At 61.8% G+C, this 18,694-nt stretch carries 15 protein-coding genes; 11 read left to right on the top strand and 4 right to left on the bottom strand.

Annotated elements, in window-relative coordinates:
• Positions 1–19 precede the first annotated feature (19 nt).
• The gene (locus ACWD12_RS13635) at positions 20–1,282 is read left to right on the top strand and encodes a hypothetical protein (protein WP_450099700.1); all 1,263 of its coding nucleotides are present in this window, start codon (positions 20–22) and stop codon (positions 1,280–1,282) included.
• Between the two features lie 4 nt (positions 1,283–1,286).
• A complete protein-coding gene (locus tag ACWD12_RS13630; RefSeq protein ID WP_450099699.1) occupies positions 1,287–2,021 on the top strand; it encodes a glycosyltransferase family 25 protein in 735 nt (244 codons plus the stop codon).
• Between the two features lie 76 nt (positions 2,022–2,097).
• On the opposite strand, the gene ACWD12_RS13625 is transcribed toward ACWD12_RS13630, so the two are convergent.
• Together ACWD12_RS13625 and ACWD12_RS13620 are read right to left on the bottom strand one after the other, a co-directional pair.
• Positions 2,098–2,772, bottom strand: coding sequence for a hypothetical protein (locus ACWD12_RS13625; RefSeq protein WP_450099698.1), 675 nt, complete (start codon positions 2,770–2,772; stop codon positions 2,098–2,100).
• Positions 2,769–3,539: an alpha/beta hydrolase gene (locus tag ACWD12_RS13620; protein WP_450099697.1), complete on the bottom strand. Its 771-nt coding sequence runs from the start codon at positions 3,537–3,539 to the stop codon at positions 2,769–2,771. The genes ACWD12_RS13625 and ACWD12_RS13620 overlap by 4 nt, the downstream gene beginning before the upstream one ends.
• A 306-nt stretch (positions 3,540–3,845) precedes the next feature.
• Here ACWD12_RS13620 and ACWD12_RS13615 point away from each other — a divergent pair, with 306 nt between their 5' ends.
• On the top strand, positions 3,846–3,995 hold the full coding sequence (locus ACWD12_RS13615; RefSeq protein ID WP_450099696.1) for a hypothetical protein: 150 nt from the start codon (positions 3,846–3,848) through the stop codon (positions 3,993–3,995).
• Between the two features lie 451 nt (positions 3,996–4,446).
• Entirely contained in the window at positions 4,447–5,922 is a 1,476-nt protein-coding gene (locus ACWD12_RS13610) for a DNA phosphorothioation-associated putative methyltransferase (RefSeq protein ID WP_450099695.1), read from the top strand.
• Positions 5,923–5,943: 21 nt separating this feature from the next.
• Here the strand turns inward: ACWD12_RS13610 and dndA are convergent, their stop codons facing one another.
• Entirely contained in the window at positions 5,944–7,095 is a 1,152-nt protein-coding gene (gene dndA, locus ACWD12_RS13605) for a cysteine desulfurase DndA (protein ID WP_450099694.1), read from the bottom strand.
• Between the two features lie 264 nt (positions 7,096–7,359).
• Here dndA and dndB point away from each other — a divergent pair, with 264 nt between their 5' ends.
• The 5 genes from dndB (at position 7,360) to ACWD12_RS13580 (ending at position 15,028) form a co-directional block, all read left to right on the top strand.
• A complete protein-coding gene (dndB, locus tag ACWD12_RS13600) occupies positions 7,360–8,499 on the top strand; it encodes a DNA sulfur modification protein DndB (protein ID WP_450099693.1) in 1,140 nt (379 codons plus the stop codon).
• Positions 8,496–10,100 (top strand): DNA phosphorothioation system sulfurtransferase DndC, encoded by a 1,605-nt coding sequence (gene dndC / locus ACWD12_RS13595; protein WP_450099692.1) that lies wholly within the window; start codon positions 8,496–8,498, stop codon positions 10,098–10,100. Before dndB ends, dndC begins: the two co-directional genes overlap by 4 nt.
• Positions 10,087–12,114, top strand: coding sequence for a DNA sulfur modification protein DndD (dndD, locus tag ACWD12_RS13590; RefSeq protein WP_450099691.1), 2,028 nt, complete (start codon positions 10,087–10,089; stop codon positions 12,112–12,114). The genes dndC and dndD overlap by 14 nt, the downstream gene beginning before the upstream one ends.
• Positions 12,104–12,481 (top strand): DNA sulfur modification protein DndE, encoded by a 378-nt coding sequence (dndE, locus tag ACWD12_RS13585; RefSeq protein WP_450099690.1) that lies wholly within the window; start codon positions 12,104–12,106, stop codon positions 12,479–12,481. Before dndD ends, dndE begins: the two co-directional genes overlap by 11 nt.
• 687 nt (positions 12,482–13,168) lie before the next feature.
• Positions 13,169–15,028 carry a DUF262 domain-containing protein gene (locus ACWD12_RS13580; RefSeq protein WP_450099689.1) on the top strand — a complete coding sequence of 620 codons (1,860 nt, stop codon included), beginning with the start codon at positions 13,169–13,171 and terminating at the stop codon, positions 15,026–15,028.
• Between the two features lie 210 nt (positions 15,029–15,238).
• Here the strand turns inward: ACWD12_RS13580 and ACWD12_RS13575 are convergent, their stop codons facing one another.
• On the bottom strand, positions 15,239–15,511 hold the full coding sequence (locus ACWD12_RS13575) for a hypothetical protein (RefSeq protein WP_450099688.1): 273 nt from the start codon (positions 15,509–15,511) through the stop codon (positions 15,239–15,241).
• Positions 15,512–15,784: 273 nt separating this feature from the next.
• On the opposite strand from ACWD12_RS13575, the gene ACWD12_RS13570 reads away from it, so the two are divergent.
• Both ACWD12_RS13570 and ACWD12_RS13565 read left to right on the top strand, forming a co-directional pair.
• Positions 15,785–16,516 (top strand): hypothetical protein, encoded by a 732-nt coding sequence (locus ACWD12_RS13570; protein WP_450099687.1) that lies wholly within the window; start codon positions 15,785–15,787, stop codon positions 16,514–16,516.
• A complete protein-coding gene (locus tag ACWD12_RS13565) occupies positions 16,513–18,672 on the top strand; it encodes a DEAD/DEAH box helicase family protein (protein WP_450099686.1) in 2,160 nt (719 codons plus the stop codon). Before ACWD12_RS13570 ends, ACWD12_RS13565 begins: the two co-directional genes overlap by 4 nt.
• Positions 18,673–18,694: the final 22 nt, after the last annotated feature.

The following is an 18,694-nucleotide window of genomic DNA, read 5'->3' as shown; positions in this document are numbered from 1 at the left end:
CCAGTCACGAGCCCTGATAGTGGTCACCGGCCGAACTGCTGGACATAGGCTGGACATCGTGGTGTCCAGTCCTGCGCTGTCCGTTGCCGAGGTCAAAGGCTGTCTGAAGCGATTGCGCCAAGGTCACGCTCTCGCACGCCCAACCGCCGTCCTCACCGCCCTGACCCATCCGGTGCGGGCCCACCTCGCCGGCGGACAAGCCGACGACAAGGGCCCTGTGGAGGAAGTCACGCACCTCGTAGCCGTGCTCCGGCGGGCGATACACGGTCTTGCCGACGCTGAGCGCTTGTCGATCGAAGTCGACTTGAACCTGGCCCCCGAGCACCGGTATCCGACGCTCACCGAACGGCAGGAGTCGTTGGCGCGTCTGCAAAAGTGCGCGGCCAAAACCGTTCGCCGACGCTCCGACAGAGCGCTGGACACCCTCGCCTACATAGTTTTGGCAGACACAGAGCCCCACACGCCCAAAAGCACGTTCCCGACGAACGTGTCGCCCGCCGTTCGGGGGCGACCTACGGTTCCGGCGCCGTGGTGGGATGAACTGTGGGCATTCTGGCGGCTGTCCGACGGCTCGAGCGTGGACATAGTTTGCTCCGAGATCCCGGAATCGGAACGCCCCGAGTACGCCGCTCCGTCCGACCGCAACTACCTGCGCTACGCGAAGTTCGCGGATCTGGACACACTCATCTACCTGCGCAGCCGACTCGCGCAACTGGCCCTCACGACGACCATTCGCGACTTCGCCCCGTCGGAGTACTTCGACACCCACGCGGACGTCTTGGTCGTCGTCGGCGGCCCTCCGTGGAACGCCAAATACTGGGAGTTTCTCCCACAACTGCCGTACTACTTCGCTCCCCACCCGCTCGGCGAAGACGACCCGTTGGTCGTGCCTCTGCTGGACGGCCTTGTCCTCGGGCCGCGCTGGACCGAACGCCACGAACTGCTGGAGGATCTCGCCGTTTTCACGCGACTCACCCTTGCCGGCGGCACCACCGTATTCCTGCTCGGCGGGTGCCTGACCCTGGGTGTCCTCGGCGCGGCTCGCTGCCTACTCGAAGCCGAACGCGGTGCACGCAGCGCCCGCCACATCACCGAACTCGTCGGTGATGACGACTTCGTCCTGGTCACCGAAGCCCGACGCATGGGCGGCATTACCGACGTGGCCGACCTGACGATCGTCCCCCCGCTACTGCTGCTCGCACGCCGCAACAACGAGCCCTTCACCACGGTCGTCGACAACTCCGACCGCTACCCCAACAACCGGACCTGGAAAGGCACCTGACACCTTGATCACGTCCCTTGATGTCCGCGCGTACGTGATCAACCTGCCCAGGCGGCCCGACCGGCGCGCGTGGATCACCCGCAGCCTCCCACCCGAACTTCCGGTTGCCTTCACCTCGGACTGGACCGGCCCCTTTGACGGACACGACCTCACCAGGGACCACCTCGAAGCCGCCGGCTACAAGCTCTTCCCCTGGAAGACCGAGTCCGACAACCCCTGGTGGAGCAGGCCCCTGAAGTACGGCGAGATCGGCTGCACCCTCGCCCACCTGGCCTGCTGGCGCCACGCCGCACAAACCGGCGACGAGCCGTATGTCGTCATCCTCGAAGACGACGCCATCCTCCCCGCCACCTTCCTCGACGACCTGCTCGCTGGGCTGGACCGGCTAATGGGGCGCCACCAGTTCGATCTGCTGTACCTGGGACGGTTCCCGTTGGAAGCCGAGCACGACCAGCCTGTGCTGGAGGGATTCGTCTCGCCGGCCTACAGCCACTGCACCTTCGGCTACCTGCTGACCAGACCCGCGATCGAAGTTCTCCTCGCCGCCCACTTGGAGAACGCCATCGTGCCCGTCGACGAGTTCCTGGCGACCCTCTACATCGACCATCCCCGCGCGGACCTCCGCGCCCGATTCCCCCGTCAACTCGCCGCCCTCGCCTTCGACCCACCACTGGTCCGCCAGCGCCCGAAAGGCGAGGCCGGCAGCGACACCGAGGACTCGGACTTCGTGCCGTCGTAGCCGCCCCACAGTCGACGGCATTCAATCGCGCGGCACCGATTCGCTGTGGCGAACAGATCACCCACAGCGCCGCGCCTCAGCGCAAACCCGCCTTCGAGAGCAACTCCCAGTGATGGATCAGGCTTTGCAACCTTCGCCCTGACCACCGCTCGGTCGGGGTGAGGACGTTCACCCCCGTCACGACATACCCCGGCGGAACATCCTTCGTGACAACAGCACCAGCGGCGACGTAGCTTCGCGGACCGATCCGTACCCCGCCGACGATTCGTGCTCCATAGCCGACCACGGAGTCGGCCTCGATGATGGGCGGCGCCTCATCGACCTCCCACCAGTCCTCGTGCGGGCGGGTGTACTCGTGTACCAACTCGCCCATCACCGTGGCCCGGTCCCCGATCACCGTCCCGTCGCAAACGAACCCGGCGACGCACGCGTCCGCGCCGATGACGACGCGGTCGCATACGTACGCCCCATAGACGATGCGCGTGCGCTCGCCGATGCTCGTGTTGTACCCGATACGCACCCGGTCCTCGATCACGCACTCGGAGGCGATCCGGACGCCCTCATGGATTACGACGTGGTTGGCCACAAGGCAGGTCGGCCCGATCGCAACGCTGTCGCCGGCCGTTTCCGAGCCGGGCTTCCGCTGCTCGGCCCTCAGCCGAGCCTCTTTCGGGTACCCCAAAACGCAGAACTCGCCGATCACGCTGCTGCCATCGACGTGAACCGGCGCGTACAGGGAAGCGATGTTCACCCCCCCTCCGCGCCGTGGGCGAGCCACGTTGTCGTCACCTCGATTGCTTCGTCCTCCCTCTCCCGTGTATCGAACCCGTGGTCGGAACCGAGCACCGTATGGAACTCGGTATTGCGTTTGGCAGCAGCGGCCTCCCGGGCGATCTCGTACGAGACAGCGCTGTCCCGGTCGCCGTGCACTACCAACGCGGGTACCTCGCTGGCGAGTAGGTAGCTCATCGGTCGGTAGTGGTTGAACTCCTCGAACATCACTCGGCCGACCTCGAACTCACCGTCCAGCAACAGGAACCCCTGAGCCGACAGCATCTTCTGCCGATCGACGTTGAAGTTCTCTTTGCCCCAGGGAAGTTCCGGTTCGATGAAGGTACGCCGCAGGTCCAGCACCGGATTCCACAGCACCAGCCGGTCAAGCCGTTCCCCCAGCCACGGCAGGGACAGGGAGGCGGCCACGGCCCCGAAGCTCGACGCCACCACCGACAACTGACCGGGGAACTGCTCGGCCACGTACTCGACCGCAGCCTGGAAGTCGAGCATCTCGCCAGCGATCGTGGCGCCGCGTTGCGTCCCGCCGCTTCCGCCGTGGCCGCGGAACGAAAACCGCAAGACGTTGAAGTCCGCGTCGGCGAGGCGGTCCGCGAGATGCACGTACATCCCGCCCTCAGCCATGTCCGCGTTGATGCCGTGCACTTGGATGACCGCGCCGCGCTTCCCCCGGCTCCGCGCCGGATGGAAAGCGGCCTCAAGCCGCACTCCGTCGATCGACGTCAATTGCATCCGAAGGACCCCCATCCCTTGTCGCGCTTCGCGACCACGTCTACCAGATACATCACTGGAGCCGAGCACTTTCCACTGCCTCCGCCTACACCACCGGCGTCTCAGCGCCGGTCGACGACCCGGCTGGATTCTGTCGAGCACGTGGTGTTTCTCGGTCGTACTGCTCAATCGCGGTGTGGTCGAGAACACGCGCGAGATCGCGCTGTCGACGATCTCCGCCTACCCGTTCGCGATGACTCTGGCCCCGTAGCCGAATCTCTTCACGGTGCCCTGCACCTGTCCGCGACCATCGCCGCAGCCTTGCCCGGGGCCAGCTCGCAGGCGTGGCATCTGCTCCGCGAAGCGGTACGGTCCGTCGTCGCGGAGCGGCTTGGCTACGACGCCGACCTCGAATGGCGTGCTTCGCTCTACGACCTGAATGGCGAAGACGGTAGGTACGAGAACCTGTGACCGAACGGTACTTTGCGCAGTATGCGTCGCTACGCATCTCAACCGGCTCGGGCTATGGCCTGACGGCCAATCCGGCGGCGGCGCGCCACCTTTTTGGACATCGCCCATCAAGCCCCCGCGGACGCCTACCTCCTGGACGCCGGCGGGGCCGTCCACATGAACGCCAAGCAGCAGGACATTGGGGAGCACGGACGCGCGCGGTCGGCCGTTCCGAGATTCACGAACGCCGACGAGGCCGCCTCCACCCCCGAGCCGCGGCTCGGGGACGGGCAGGCGACACCAACGGGGCCGTTCCTCGAGCGCGTCGTCGCCGGAGGCCAAGATCTCGTCGGGTGTGCCCCGCCACCTCAGCCGGTGCGCATGCGTAGCTGAAGTCCTCGAACCCGGATCACTTCTACACGCACACGCTGCTGAATCAACTTCGTCACCCCATGACCATCTCGCGCTGACTATGCTGCCGCCGTCCCCTTCCTCGACCAGCGAGGACGACGTGCAGCAGTCCTGGAACAGCGACCGCCGCCGCACCGCGATCGGCCGCAGTACGCTGTCGGTGCCAGCCCGCCAAGCTCTTACCGATCGTCAGCTCACGCCCGACCGCACAGTCCTTGACTACGGCTGTGGGCGCGGTGGTGACGTCAGATCCCTGGAACGGTTCGACTGCCGCATCACCGGCTGGGACCCGTATTACAGCCCCGAGGCTCCCCTCGCTCCTTCAGACGTCGTGCTGCTCACGTACGTCCTAAACGTGATTGAGGATGCAGCCGAGCGCCGCCAGACCCTGAAGCAAGCCTGGGAACTCGCTACCACCGTATTGATCGTCTCCGCGCGCCTGACTTGGGAGAAGTCCAAAGTCCGAGGCCAAGAATTCGGAGACGGGCTACTCACCGGCCGCAAGACCTTCCAGCATCTCTTCGGCTCTAGCGAGCTACGAAAGTACGTCGAGGAAGTCACCCACACTCGCTGCGTCTCCGCCGCACCGGGCATTGTCTACGCGTTCAAGGACGACGCCGCGCGCCTCGGCTACCTCGCACATCGCATCGTCCCCGATGCCGAGTGGCTAGCCTCCGAGGACACCACTTCAGCCATCGCTTCGCTTGTGGACTACGTCGAGCGTCGCGGTCGCCCGCCCCGTGTCGAAGAGATGCCACGCCCCATGGCTGAACAGCTCGCGCACCTAAAGCCCGGTCAGCTTCGGCGCCTTATCCGCGACTCTTCCGACGCCAACAAGGTCACCGACGGCCGCAAACGCACCACGCTGAACACGCTGCTGTTCCTGGCTGTCGAGGTCTTCAACGGCCGTGGCCGCTTCAGCACTCTGCCCTTCAGCGTCCAGCTCGACGTCCGTTCCTTTTTCTCCTCGTACAAGGAGGCGTGCCAGCGCTCCGACCGCCTCCTTCTCAAGCTCAGGGACGACACCTACATCCGCGGCGCAATGCACGCATCCGCCGTTGGCAAGCTCACCCCGACCGCTCTCTATGTCCACCAGCGCGCGATCGACCAGATGCCGATCGTCCTCCGCTTGTACGAGCACTGCGCATCGATTGCCGCTGGCCGGCCTCAGGAATGGACCATCGCCAAGTTGAAGCACCAGGGACGCGCAGTGAGCTGGCTCGACTACCCAGAGTTCGACGCCGACCCCCACCCGAGAATCTCGTCCTCGTACCTCGTAGACCTGAGATCCCTGGAGACCTCGTATGTCTCGTACGCCAGCTCAGCCAACCGCCCGCTGCTCCACCGGAAGCACGAGTTCCTGGCATCGGACGACCCGGACGTGCCGAAGTATGAGCGTCTGACACGGGCAGAGCTCCAGGCAGGCTTGTACGAGCACCCGCACATCATCGGTACCGAGAACGGGTGGGAAGCCGAGCTGATCCGCTGCGGACGCGAGCTGCGTGGTCACCGGCTGGTCCGCCGCGCAACCGACTGATTCCTTATGGCCCGGCGCCGCTCACGAGGCGTCGGGCTGCATCCGTACGACCGTCGCCGCGAACTCCTCCGGGTCGAAGTCCGCGACCTGGCTGGGGAACCAGGAGAAACGCAGCCCATTGGTGGCCACCTCTTCCGGTAGCCCCATGGCCATCAAGACGTGGCTCGGCGTGTAGGAAGCGCTAGTGCATGCCGACCCAGTAGCGACCGCGACCTGATCCTTGACTCTGACAATCAGCGCTTCGGCGTTCAAACCGTCGAAGGTCACGTTCAGGATGTGCGGCACCGAATGATCCGCGTCCCCGTTGATGCGGAAGCGTGTCCTACCAAGCGCAGTGAGCAAGCGCTCCCGCATTGCGAGAGCCTCACGTTCCCAGCGCCCCCGCCCCTCTTGAAAGATCTTGGCTGCCTCGTAGAGCCCCATGATCAGCGGCACGGGGAGCGTCCCAGGTCGGAGCTTTCTCTCCTGCCCGCCGCCGAACATGATCGGCTCCAGCGGAGCCTTGTCCCATCCCCGGCGGCGAGTGACAAGCGCCCCCACTCCCTTCGGAGCGCCAACCTTGTGGCCACTGATACTGATCATGTCGATGGGCGCCTTGAGGTCCTCCGGAACCTTCCCGTACCCCTGCGCAGCATCGACGTGGAAGTAGGTCGGCGTCTTCTGCAGCTTCTCGGCAAGCTCGGCGACGGGCTGGATCACGCCGGTCTCGTTGTTGACGTGCATGAGGGAGACCAGGAGAGTGTCCGGGCGCAGCTTCTCGAGCACGGACTCCGTGGTGATCCGTCCCGACGGACCCGGTTCGAGGAAGTCGACCTCGAAGCCTTTGCTCCGCAGGTGCAGGAGGGGCTCGATGACCGCCTTGTGCTCGATGGCAGAGGTGATGATGTGCCGCCGCTGGTGTTTCTCGCCGTACGGCGCCATCCCCAGGAGGGCGATGTTGTTGGACTCGGTCGCTCCGCTGGTGAAGATGACCTCTTCCGGCTTGGCTCCGACTGTTCTCGCCAGGAACGCCCGCGCTTCCTGGACCGCCTTCCTGGCACGGGTCCCGTACCCGTGAGTGCGGCTGCCAGCGTTCCCGAAATCTTCGGTCATCCAGTGGAGAACCACGTCAGCGACCCGTGGGTCGACCCGCGTCGTCGCCGCCACATCCAGATACGCCACCACAACAGCCACCTACTTCTTAGCGCGTTTGCCTACCACCCGTGTACGTCAATCAGTTAACGTACATGCCCATGGCGTTAACGCACAGCAAGACATGTTGCGTACGCCAACACCAGCCATGGAGCCCGTTGTTCCACGGGTGGCAAGACACAGACGGGCACACGCGCCTCGCCGGATCACGTGTATGACCTCCACGGTGACCTGCACACATCGGAGGACACGTTGGTACGTCGACTGAGGGACAGCAGTCACCGTCAGTACGTTAAAGTTGCAGAAGTGGAGAACGAAGCTGTGGCACCTGCAACCCGAGTCGTCTCCCCACGTACGTCTACGGGGTTCGAGTACATTTTCCCTGCGATCCGGGGGATTCAGGCAGGTCGAGAGTTTTACGTTTCGATGTGCCCTCTGCGCCTGATCCCCAAGATCTTCATCTTCGACGAGGACGAACTCCCCCCTGAGCTAAGAGCTCAGCGCGTCCTCAACAAGGGTCGCCTCCCCGCCCTGTCTAAGTACATACTGGACAATCCGGGCGACTACGTCTTCAGTGCTCTCACCGCCTCCGTCGACGGCGACATGAACTTCGAGAGCCACAGCACCGATGGCTCTGGCTTCCGCACCGGCCAGCTCCGCATTCCCATGGACTCTCGGTTCTTGATCAATGACGGGCAGCACCGCCGCGCCGCTATCGAGCTCGCGCTCAACGAGAACCCCGATCTCGGCGAGGAGACAATTGCCGTTGTCTTCTTCCATGACGATGGTCTGGCTCGGTCGCAGCAGATGTTCGCTGACCTCAATCGGCACGCGGTCCGCCCGGCACGCTCCATTGGCGTCCTCTATGACCACCGGGACCTCTCTTCACAGGTGGTCCGTGTCATGGCTGGACGATCACGCGTCTTCAAGGGCTACGTCGAGATGGAGAAGAGCAACCTCTCCGCCCGCTCCCGAATGATGTTTACCCTGAGCGCCCTTTATTACGGCACCCAGGCTCTCCTCCAGGGACTCGATCTCAAGCCGGAGGCTGCTACAGATCTCGCCCAGTCATACTGGGAAACGATTGATGAAACCGTCCCGGAGTGGGCGATGGTCCGCAGTCGGGATCTCTCCGCCAAAGAGATGCGCCGCGATTTCATCCACAGCCACGGCATCGCCCTCCATGCCCTCGGGCGCATTGGCAACTCCCTGTTCCGGGAGTCCACTGCACGTTCTACGTGGCAGAAGCGGCTCACCCCCCTCAAGAACGTGGACTGGACCCGGTCGAATACCCACTGGGAAGGACGCGCCATCGTCGGTGGTCGCGTGTCCAAGAGCCACCAGAACGTGACCCTGACCGTGACCTACCTGCGTAACCACCTTGGCCTCGAGCTCAGCCCCGAGGAACAGCGGGTGGAAGACGCTTACCTGCGAGGCGAAGCATGACCACCCCTCTGCCTCTTGGTATTCCCTCTATCCGGCGACTGGCGTTCGACGGACGCTCGCTCCACGAGGTCGAAACCGAGCTGGCTGATGAGATCCGCGAACTGTACACCGCGGACGAAGTTCCCTGGGTCATCGGCTACAGCGGTGGCAAGGACTCTACGGCCGTCCTCCAACTGGTCTGGACGGCCCTCAAGGAGATGCCGACCGAGCAGCTCACCAAGACGGTTCACGTCATCAGCACGGACACCCTGGTCGAGAACCCTGTGGTGGCCGCTTGGGTCACCACATCACTAGAGGCGATGGAAAAGGCAGCCACCGCACAGGGCCTACCCATCAAGCCGCACCGCTTGACCCCCGAGGTCAAGGACACTTTCTGGGTCAATCTCATCGGCCGCGGCTATCCGGCGCCCCGCCCGAAGTTCCGCTGGTGCACCGAGCGTCTGAAGATCAAGCCGTCGAACTCGTTCATTCGTAATGTCGTGGCTGCCCACGGCGAGGCCATCATGGTCCTCGGCATCCGCAAGACCGAGAGCCAGGTACGCGCCCGCGCTATGGAGAAGCACGAGAAGCGGCGCGTACGTGACCGTCTATCCCCCAACGCGAATCTCCCCAACTCGCTGGTCTACAGCCCGGTCGAAGACTGGACCAATGACGATGTGTGGGAATTCCTGATGCAGAAGCCTAACCCTTGGGGCTACAACAATCACGACCTGCTCAGCATGTACCAGGGTGCCTCTGAGGATGGCGAGTGCCCGCTCGTCGTCGACTCCACCACCCCGTCCTGCGGTTCAAGCCGCTTCGGCTGCTGGACATGCACTCTGGTTGAGCAAGACAAGTCCATGACGGCGATGATCCGGAATGACGAAGAGAAGGAGTGGATGACCCCGCTCCTGGAGCTGCGGGACAAGCTCGACTCCCCCTTCGGGTTCGTAGAAGACAAGGAAGACCCTGACTATCAGCCGGGGAAGAAGCTCCCTCACCCTCGACCGGACAAACCCGCTCGTGACTTCCGCCGTATGAACGGCCAAGTGAAGATCTTTGAGCGTCGCAGCGACGGCGAGAACGTTATCGTCCATGGCCCATACCTCCAGAAGTACCGGGAGGAATGGCTCACGGAGCTGCTGACCGCGCAGACCTGGATCCGGGCCAACGCTCCGGAACATGTCAGCAACATCGAGCTGGTCACACTCGATGAGCTTCACGAGATCCGGCGCATCTGGGTCTTCGACAAGCACGAGGTAGAGGACTCCGTACCAAGGATCTACAAGCAGACCACGGGTGAGGACTTCCCCGGCGGTCCGCTCGATGAGCAGCTCGTCATGGGCGCTGATGAGATGGACCTCCTCAAGGAGATCTGCGACGGCGACGAGCTGCACTACGACATGGTTCGCGAGTTGCTCTCCGTGGAGCGTAAGTATCGCACCATGTCTAGGCGTTCCGGCCTCTTCCAGGCACTCGAAAAAGCCGTACAGAAGGGCTTCTACGAAGATCGCGATGACGCATTCGCCTTCGCCCAGCGCAAGAAGAAGTGGCGCGAAGACGTAGACGTAGCAACCAACCCGACTCTCGACGAAGCGGCCGACATCGATGCTCCTGCGTAACCTCACCCTCGAAGAGTTCGGGGCCTATCGGGGTAAGCAGTCGCTTGACCTCACCGTGAAGAAGAATATGCCGATTATCCTGATCGGCGGTCTCAACGGTTGCGGCAAGACGACTCTGCTCGACGCCATCCAGCTGGCTCTGTATGGTCCTCGGGCCAGATGCAGCGGACGGGGCGACAAGGCGTACGACACCTTCCTCCGGGAGAGCATCAATCGCCAGCACGACACCACCCGCGGCTCGTCGGTCACTTTGGAGTTCACCGTCACGGTGGACGGCAAGGAGCACTACTACAAGGTCATCCGCAGCTGGCACACCAGCGGGAAGTCCCTGAAGGAGTACCTCAACGTCTTCGTAGATGAGGACTACAACGACCAAGGAACTGCCGGCTCTTGCACCGAGCCCGACACCAAGTTCAACCGGCTGCTCAGCGAGGGCTGGGCAGATCACGTTGAGGACCTCCTGCCCCTCGAGATCGCCTCGCTGTTGTTTTTCGATGGCGAAAAGATCGAGTCACTCGCAGACCCAGAGCGTGCCGCCTCGGTCATCGAGTCTGCTGTTCACTCGCTACTCGGTGTGAGTGCCGTCCACCGGCTCCGTACCGATCTCCTTGCTCTGCAACGTCGCCAGAAGCTGTCCGACGAAGAACAGCACCTGATGGACAGCATCCATGCGCAGGAAAAGGAACTGAAGTCTGTACAGGCGCAACTGGAAATGGCCTGTCAGGACTTGGCTCAGCGAGAGTCCGAAATGGTTAAGGCCAGGCGTAAACTTGATTCCCTGGAGCAAGAGTTCAAGAACGCAGGAGGCAGCCTCTTCGAGCGTCGCGTAGAGCTTGAGGAGGAGCGTAAGCGGGCCACCGAGCGACTTGGCGAATTCCGTTCTGCTCTGGTCCAGATCGCCGCTGGGCCTCTGCCCCTGCTGATGCTGGGCCCGCAACTGAAGGATGTGCGCAAGCAGGCCAAACACGAGAAAGCGGCTGCGGAGGCTGGTCAAGTCCTCGATGTCCTGGTGGAGCGTGATAAATGGCTGCTCGAGTTCCTACCCGAGGACGCCAAGGCCGAGGTCATGATGAACCTTGAGGAAGACCGGGCGAAACGCTCAACGTCGACCACCCTGAAGGTGGATCTCGAGCTTCCCTATGACGCCTTGACACAGCTCTCCGTGTTGGATGAAGTTCTCGTGCGTGACAAGGGCCGAGCAATCGAGCTCCTAACCCTGACCGCATCTGCTGCTGAGGAAGTAGACCAACTTGACCGGCAGTTGGCGGGTGTCCCAGAGCAGAGCACGGTGAAAGCCCTCCAGATGGCGCGCGAGGAGCAGCTCCGGGAGTTCTCTCGTGTACAGGCAGAGGTCACCAGAGACGAGCAGCGGGTCACCGAGCTGAAGCGGCGACGCGAGTACGTCACCGCTGCTCTCGAGCGGGCCCATAACAACTTCGTGCGGACCAAAGTCAAAGCCGAAGAAGTCGATCGCCTCATCCGGTACTCGGAGAAGGCCCGCGGCACGCTGGAACGATTCGGAGAAGTACTGCTCCAACGTCACATCAGCCGCCTCGAAGTTGCGGTGCTGCAGAGCTTCAAGGAGCTCATGCGGAAGCAGGGCCTGGTCCAGGACCTGCGCATCGACACCGACAAGTTCACAATCGCCCTGTCCGACTCCCACGGCGAACCGATCGACCCAGGCCGCCTCAGCGCTGGCGAGCGACAGATTCTGGCGGTTTCCCTTCTCTGGGGGTTGATGAAGGTCGCAGGGAACCGCCTGCCCAGCGTCATTGACACCCCTCTCGGCCGTCTCGACAGTCGCCACCGCGAGCACCTTGTCGACCGCTACTTCCCGTACGCCAGCGACCAGGTTCTGCTGCTCTCCACCGATGAGGAGATCGACGAGTACCTGCTTGGCCGCCTCAAGAAGTCTGTGGCTCGCACCTACACCCTGATCCACGACGACTCGAACTTCACCACCAGCGTCGTCGAGGGCTACTGGTGGAACGCAGGAGCACAGAATGTCGCTTGAGAACATCCGCCTCGCCACGCCGAGCAAGGACCGGTTGGTCCGACTGAAGCGCACCACAGGCATCACTCAGTGGAACGTCCTGTGCCGCTGGGCCCTTGCCCTCTCCCTGGCAGACGCTTCCACCCCCCTGGTCAAGGATGTCGTCACCGACTCCAACGTCGAGATGTCTTGGAAGACCTTCGCCGGCCAGCACGGCGACCTCTACCTGGCCCTCCTCAAGCAACGCTGCGTCACCGACGGTCTGAAGCCGACGGACGAGAACGTCTCCAAGACGCTCACGATCCACCTGGCTCGGGGCATCGGGTACCTCGGCGCAAACAAGGAGATGACGACGATCGAGGGACTGATCGGTTCGGTCGCAAGCTAACCTCGGGCTCTGACCTGGTGGGCTGTCCGAGGGGCCGGGAAAAAGGAAAGTGCTTCTGACCTGCAACGATAGGGCTTGTCGAAGGCCCTGTTCGTCGCGAGGAAGAAGCACTTACCGGGTGAAGAAGCGAACCGGGCTGTACCCGCACGTCCGCGTGGACTCAGGCTCGGCGGCGGTGGTGTCGCAGGCGGGCGGGTCTCTGCTGGTCCAGGCGGTCCGCCGTTCGACGGTGTTTCATGAACGCTTGAGCAACCGGGCGACTGGCGCGGCATCGGCACTCGCTTCGACAGGATGCCCGAGAGCTACTTCGCGGGTCCTGAAGATTGCGCCTCGATGATCTGGCTCGAAGACCTCCCTCTGACCAGACGATCGATCACGACATCACAGGCCCGAGAAGGCATACATGGGGTCGTTGCACGTGTAATGGCGCGGAGCAGGGTGTGTGTTCGGTGGGTTACGTACGCATAAAACTTCATGATATTGAGTCATTAGATGATTAGTCCAGTATGTAATCTTTATATCTATCTGCGGCAAAAATCCACTTCCTGAACTTTTTTGGTACTTGGTCAGAATTTCATAGGGCTTTTGATACCTGCACTCCAGCGCCTTTGACGCGGCGTTGTGAGTTGCGCCTATGGAGCGGCAGAACCTATGGCATGGTTGGGGCACTGAGCGCAAGCTTGTCGAGTGGAGCCGCCCATGCCTTTCGGGGCCGAATCTGTCACACCCCGCAGCGTTGCGGTGGGTAATCTTCTCCAAGATCACCACCCATTCTTTGTGCCGAGATACCAGCGGTCATACGCTTGGGAGGCGCAGGTCGCAGCTTTTACAGACGACATTAAAGATCTTGTTGCGGGAGATCCTCAGGAAAGCAGCCACTTCTTCGGGGGGCTAGTGTGTATTGAGCACACTGACCACACGAAGGCTCGGCCGCATGAGTATGAAATTGTGGACGGTCAGCAGCGGCTTGCGACGGTGGTTATGGCCCTGGCCCAAATTCACCGAGCAGCCCGTAATATTGAGAAACGTGCGGAATCGGACGGGGATGAAAGCGCGGCAGCATCCGCTAAGACTCTTGCGGAAGACACGCACGATAGGTTCCTAAAGTGGCGCAACGCTAATGTGAGCGCTGGTCGCACTGAAACACTGCCTAGGCTTCAACTTTCGCTGGCGGACAGCGACTTCTTCGAAGACCTCATTTCTGGGAAGCCCGGCACACCCGTACGAGAAAGTCACGAGCTTCTTGCCGCTGCAGAAGCGCAGATCCGGTCGGCGTTGATCATTCCTGCGATAAGTGACGATAAGACGTATCAGGAATGCGTTGCAGAGTTGGATCGACTCCGAACTGCGGTCATTAGCCAATCTCACGTGATTCAGATCGTCTCGCATGATCGCGAGCGTGCGTACCAACTCTTCAGCGTGCTGAACGACCGCGGGAGATCCTTGGAGGATGCTGACCTTCTTCGAAGCTACACACTTGAGACTGTGCAATCGTTCCCAGAAAAGCAAGACAAGGTTGCGAAGCTTTGGGACGAGATCCTGTCCGCACCATCGAAGGATGTAAGCGAGTTCTTTCGCGCCTACTACCCGTCTACCACGGGCATCCGGACGAGCATCCCAATGTTCAAGAAGCTTCGCGAGGAGTATTTTCCGAGCGGAGCAGTAAGTTCTGAAACTGCTGCCGACGTGATCGTCGAAAGTGTGCGCAAATTTAACAACGAGAAAGATACTTTTTTGTTGTTGAGTCAAGGAGCATGGCCATATGACACTGAGGTGGATCCTGGCCAGGCTCCCGCGTCGACTGCGTGGCAGCGGGACAGGCTGCGGCGGTTGGTGCAAACCCTGAAGCATGACCTTGCGCTCCCACTGCTTCTCTCGGCTGCAAATAGCGTCGATGAGAAGAAGTTCGCAGATCTCGTATATATGCTTGAGATTTTTGCCTTTCGCTATAAGAATGTTTGTGGAGGGCATGCTACGGCTCCCGGAAAACTCTATTATGCAGAGGCGAAGCGAATTCGACAGAATGTCGGCTCTGTCGACTGGGGGAGCCTCCGCTCCGGCCTAAGGAATCTTATCGACAAGTCTGCGCCCGACGATCAGTTCAAGAATAGCCTCGCCAACCGTCTGCGATATGACCATGGGGGTGCGCAGCGTGGAAATATTCGTGAACTGCTAACTACCCTAGAAGAGCACTCTGGGTGGCTGGCTGCGGGCGCGGTCGGGAATCCTAAGCCCGATATGACAATGGTATTCGATCTCGCGCGGGTTACATTGGAGCATATCTATCCCCAGAACCCCTTGCCGGGGGATCGAGATATCAATCTCAATCAGGTGCGTCACCACCTGGGGAATCTTACCTTCTTTGGGCCCGAGGATAATTCGAGCGCTGGGAATAAATCCTTTGCCGACAAACAGGCGGCCTATTATGCGTCAAGTCGCATTCGCATGACGAGTGAATTGTCGAGTCTCGTCGGATGGGATGTCGAGGCGTACAAGCAGCGGGAATCTCAGATCCTCGAAAACGCGTGTAAAGTATTTCGATTGTAGGTATCTATCTGCGGCGGAGGAAACTCGGGAATATTGTGATCGCTTGAGAGGAGGATAACCAGGCGAGTCGGCGTGGGGCGCGGTGGTGCAGGCGTCGCCACTTCGAATTTCCCTTGGATTGCGATCTATCCCCTGGCCTCAGAGGCGACGCCGGCGCGCGGAGGAAAACAGTTGCGTTCACGTAATGGCTTTTACCCGCGGTCGCGTTGGTCATCTGGTGATGGCGAGATTATGCGTGCGGGCGACGGCGGTCACGTTCCAGAACACGCCGTCGACTTTGCACCGGAAGTCATGCAGGGTGTCTCTGGTATTCATCCAACGCGAGACCACGTTCGACGGCGCGGGTCCGGCGGCGGTCGCGGCATTTCTAAAGGAGCGGTTGAGGAAGTGAGTGCGCCCGGGGGGAAGCACATGAGTTCTTCGCAACACGAGCCGCCTGGAACTGGGCGCGGCATGCCCCACGGCGTGCACCCAGATGCTCATACGGCAACGGTTGCAGATAGGCAGCAAGGCCAACAAACCCTGGGCCCACGCGATCTCGCGAGTGCGTTGGAGCACCTGGCCGCCTACGCCACGGCGCGCGCTCCCAATCGGAGCCTCGGATCGTTGCTTCGGGACCCTGATTCGTTGCCGCAACCGCTTCAGGCTATCGCACGTCGAATCATGAACGCGACTGCAGGCACAGCCGGATGGACACTTCCATTGGAGGTGACGGCTGTTCGCTCGGAACGACCGCTTGCAGTACAGGTGCTAGATGTGCTGAGTTCGGCGACAGATCCGTTGACCCCATCTCAGATTCGAAGCCTCCTGCCTAGTCACCCCGAGCTGGCCCGCATCCGTGAAGCGTTGCTGAATAATCGGTCAGTCGCCATGGCAGATTCGGGAGGCTGGATCCTGGTTGGTGCGCAGGTCACCGTGGCTTCCTCAGACGCGGACTGCCTATTCGAGGTTCCGTCGGCGCCTTTGTCGCGTTCGCTTCCGCAGACGCTTGTGACCCGGGCCATCGAATGCCTGAAGGATGCTGGCCACCCGCTGGCATCTCAGCTCATAGCCGACGGGATCGGCGGCGATGTCGATGTGCGCTCGCTCAAAGGCCGTCTAGGTTCGGATTCCCGTTTCATGCGCAGTGACCTGGACGCTTGGGCTCTTACGGAGTGGGGCCTGCGGCGCTACACCACCGTCAAAGAGCTGGTGGCTGACGAGGTCGACCAGGCCGGGGGAGCAATTTCCCTGCCGCAGTTGGAGGCCAACCTAACACGGGACTTTTCGGTCAAGGTCTCCACGGTGCGCCAGGTTGCGTCGACGGCTCCCTTCTGCGTTTCCAAGGGTATCGTCCATCGCGTTGGCGCATCCGTGGCGAAATTTTCCGTCCCTGAGGCATTCCAGAGCCCTGAAGACGCAGCGTCGAACGTGTCGCCGACGTTCGGTCAAGCGCCCAGCGGACCGCCAACGAATGATGAGCTCATCGACCTCATGGGAATGTTGTGACTGGCCAATCCCAAGCTCTGCGCGCTATATCCTTCCGGGACGACTACCGCAGCGATCGTGCGGATCTTGTCAAGGACTTCTATCTTCCGGCCCTTACCGCTTCGAGCCGCTACGACCGGGCGGTCGGCTACTTCAGCGCGTCCGTGCTCGCGGTCCTCGGGCAGGGCCTGGACGACTTTGCTACACGCGGCGGCTATGTACGGATCGTTGCGTCTCCTCAGCTGCGGCCGGAAGACGTTGCCCAGATCCAGGCTGGCTACGCACTTCGTGGAGTCCTGGAGCGGGCCGCACTTCGTGACCTTGAAGAGGCCAGCGTCGATGCGCTGGCAGCCACGGGCCTCGGAAAGCTCGGCATGCTCGTGGCGGATGGGCGCCTCGACATGAAGCTTGCCTACATTTGCGCAGAAAATCGTGTGGGCATCTACCACGAGAAGATCGGCATCTTCCGCGACAACCAGGACATTGTGGCCTTCAAAGGCAGCGCAAACGAGACCCTGCCTGGATTGGTTGGAAACTTCGAGTCGATCGAGGTCTTTCGTAGTTGGCATCCTGGCGACGGCGATCGCGCCGCACGCATAGGGCTGGACTTTGAAGACCTGTGGTTCGACCGAACTGAGTATCTGAGAGTCTTCTCGTTCACAGAAGTAGCCAAGCCGTTCCTCGACCAGTACGGCAATAAGGCCGAGGGAGCTGATGATTCGGTCAAACTCACCGACCGTGGCACGTTGGTCGACTTGCCCCCTCCAGAGACTGACGGACTCCTTGCCATCCCAGGTGAGCTGAACATCCGCGACTACCAGAAACACGCAGTTCAAGCTTGGTTCAATAACAGCTGCCGCGGAATTCTGCGCATGGCAACGGGGACGGGTAAGACCATCGCGGCGCTCGCTGCTGCAGCCCAGTTGTCCAAGCGGCTGCGAAGCCAAGCCGGCGCGCGGCCAATGCTTACTGTCATCGTGGTCCCGCTTCAGCACCTTGTGGACCAGTGGGCGGAGGATGTCGAGCGTTTTGGACTCGTCCCGATTAGGGCCTACGAGTCGACGAACTCTTGGTACCCCCGGGCAACATATCTCATCGAAGCACTAGCCCTTGAGACGACGTCAAACGGGGTCATCGTGACCACAAACGCGACGTTCAGCAAAGACCGCTTTCAAGGACTTTTGAAGAGGCACCGCAGCCATCTGTTGGTGATCGCGGACGAGGTGCACAACCTGGGGGCGCGGCAGCTGAGCAACCTGCTGCCGGAGGCCGCCAGCTTCCGACTCGGACTCTCCGCAACGCCGGAGCGCTGGTTCGACGACGAGGGAACAGCTGCTCTTCAGCGGTATTTTGGTGACGTCGTCTTTGACATGGATATCGGAGGTGCCATCAAGGTCGGCGCTCTCTGCCGCTACACCTACACGCCGATCCTGATTGCGCTGGATGACGACGAAATCGAGCTGTACGGGAGAGTTACAGAGGCGATCGCAAAGGCATTCGCAGCAAGGGAGTTCACTGACGACGCAGACGCCGATGGCCCGTTGGGCAAGCTCCTGCGCAAGCGCGCCAGCATCCTTGGGCATGCGCGCGGCAAACTGTCGGCGTTGCGTGAAGAGGTGTCCCAACGCAAGGACGACTGGTTCCAGCTGCTGTACTGCGCGGAAGGCCGACACCCCCTGGCTGCGGACCCACACGGACCCACACACGGGAGTTCGCAGCTGCAGCAGGCGATGAAGCTGGTTGGTCAAGACCTACGGATGCCCACGGCCGCGTACACGTCAGAGACGTCTCGTAAGCAGCGTCGCAACGTGTTGCGACGCTTCGAATCCGGAAACGAAATCCAAGTGATCGCGTCGATGCGGTGCCTCGACGAAGGAGTGGACGTACCTGCGGCGCGCACTGCGTATCTGCTTGCCAGCTCATCCAACCCCCGACAGTTTGTCCAACGTCGTGGGCGCGTGCTACGTCGAGCACCGGGCAAGACTCATGCAGACATTGTGGACTTCATCGTGATTCCGCCGGAGTCCGTCACCAATCTCAACCGCGAGACCGAGCGCCGCATGGTTGCGCGTGAACTCACCCGCGTCTCGGAGTTTGCTCGTTTTGCCGACAACGAGGCGGAGACCTTGGACACCCTTCGACCCCTGCGATTGCGGTTCGGCTTGCTTGATACATGACCACTGAAAACCTAGCCCATGG

This window comes from Streptodolium elevatio (assembly GCF_053592165.1).
Note: the sequence above shows the minus strand (reverse complement) of the source record. Positions and strands in the feature narration are given on the sequence as shown.

Bases quoted from the DNA above. Each gene is read 5' to 3' on its own strand.
- ACWD12_RS13610 (WP_450099695.1), top strand. From the start codon at position 4,447: ATGCTGCCGCCGTCCCCTTCCTCGACCAGCGAGGACGACGTGCAGCAG.
- dndC (WP_450099692.1), top strand. From the start codon at position 8,496: ATGACCACCCCTCTGCCTCTTGGTATTCCCTCTATCCGGCGACTGGCG.
- dndD (WP_450099691.1), top strand. From the start codon at position 10,087: ATGCTCCTGCGTAACCTCACCCTCGAAGAGTTCGGGGCCTATCGGGGT.
- dndE (WP_450099690.1), top strand. From the start codon at position 12,104: ATGTCGCTTGAGAACATCCGCCTCGCCACGCCGAGCAAGGACCGGTTG.
- ACWD12_RS13575 (WP_450099688.1), bottom strand. From the start codon at position 15,511: ATGAGCATCTGGGTGCACGCCGTGGGGCATGCCGCGCCCAGTTCCAGG.